Here is a 1,286-nt window from a genome sequence, read left to right as displayed (position 1 = left end):
CCCGGCGCGCGGCCCGACTGGGTGGTGGCAGCCGACCACCCGCGGGACCCCCCCCCCCCCCCCCGCCACCCCCCCTCCCCCCCCCCCCCCCCCCCCCCCCCCCCCCCCCCCACCTGGCGGATCCGGCCGGTGTGCTGATCGTGGACGACACCGGATTCCTGAAGAAGGGTGTGCGTTCGGCCGGTGTCCAGCGGCAGTACTCCGGCACCGCCGGCCGCACCGAGAATTGCCAGGTCGGGGTCTTCCTCGCCTACTCCGGCAAGCCGGGCCGCACCCTGATCGACCGGGCGCTCTACCTTCCGAAGTCCTGGACCGACGACCGCGCACGCTGCCGGGCGGCGGGGATCGGCGATGAGGTCGAGTTCGCCACCAAGGTCCAGCTCGCCAGGGCGATGGTCCGCCGCGCGATCGACGACCAGATCCCGTTCCGGTGGGTGACCGCGGATGCCGGCTACGGCTACAGCAAGGGCTGGCGCTACGAGTTGGAGCAGGCCGACGTCTTCCACGTCGTGGCCACCACCAGCCAAGACACCGTCGTCACCCGGCGTGCCTTGGACCATCGACTGCACGACCTGGTCGCCGACCTGCCCCGTCAGAAGTGGAAGCGTCGTTCCTGCGGCGAGGGCGCCCACGGCCTGCGGGTCTACGACTGGGCCCGCGTCGAGGTCCGGCCGTGGCACCGCCCCGACCGCAAGCACTGGGTCCTGGCACGCCGCAGCATCACCGATCCCACAAAGCTCGCCTACTACATCGCCTACGCGCCCGCCGATGCCACACTCAACGAGCTGATCGCCGTCGCGGGTGCCCGCTGGGCGATCGAGGAGTGTTTCCAGAGCGCCAAGGGCCAGTGTGGCCTGGACGACTATCAGGTCCGACGGCACCCGGGGTGGTACCGGCACATCACCCTGGCCATGGCCGCCCATGCCTACCTCACCGTCATGCGGGCCCAGCAGCTCGAAAAGGGGCTGGACCCGCTCGAACGTCAGACCTGATACCTCTCACAGTCCCCGAGATCCGCCGACTGATCACGAAGCTCACCCGGCCTGTCCGCCGCAGCATCGACCACGTCCTGCACTGGTCCCGATGGCGCCGCAGACGCCAACAACAGGCCCGGACCAGCCACTACAAAAGACGAGGCCACAGCCCAAGAGCTGAAGCCTCGACATGGTAAGCACCGTTGCAGTACTAGGCCCAATGCTGGTGACTTTGTGGTCGGTGTCTCGTTGGTTGTGGTGTGGCGAGGGTGGGGCAGGTCAAGGCGCCTGCGAGTGAGCGGATATCGGACC

Annotated in this window: 1 pseudogene; it reads left to right on the top strand. The window is 69.4% G+C overall.

What is annotated here, in order from left to right:
* Positions 1-113: 113 nt before the first annotated feature.
* Positions 114-992, top strand: a pseudogene (locus tag AC07BF_RS37465) (IS701 family transposase); the annotation flags it as partial.
* Between the last annotated feature and the right edge of the window lie 294 nt (positions 993-1,286).

The organism is Kitasatospora sp. NPDC043950 (assembly GCF_056435345.1).
This window is presented reverse-complemented; position numbering and strand designations above follow the sequence as displayed.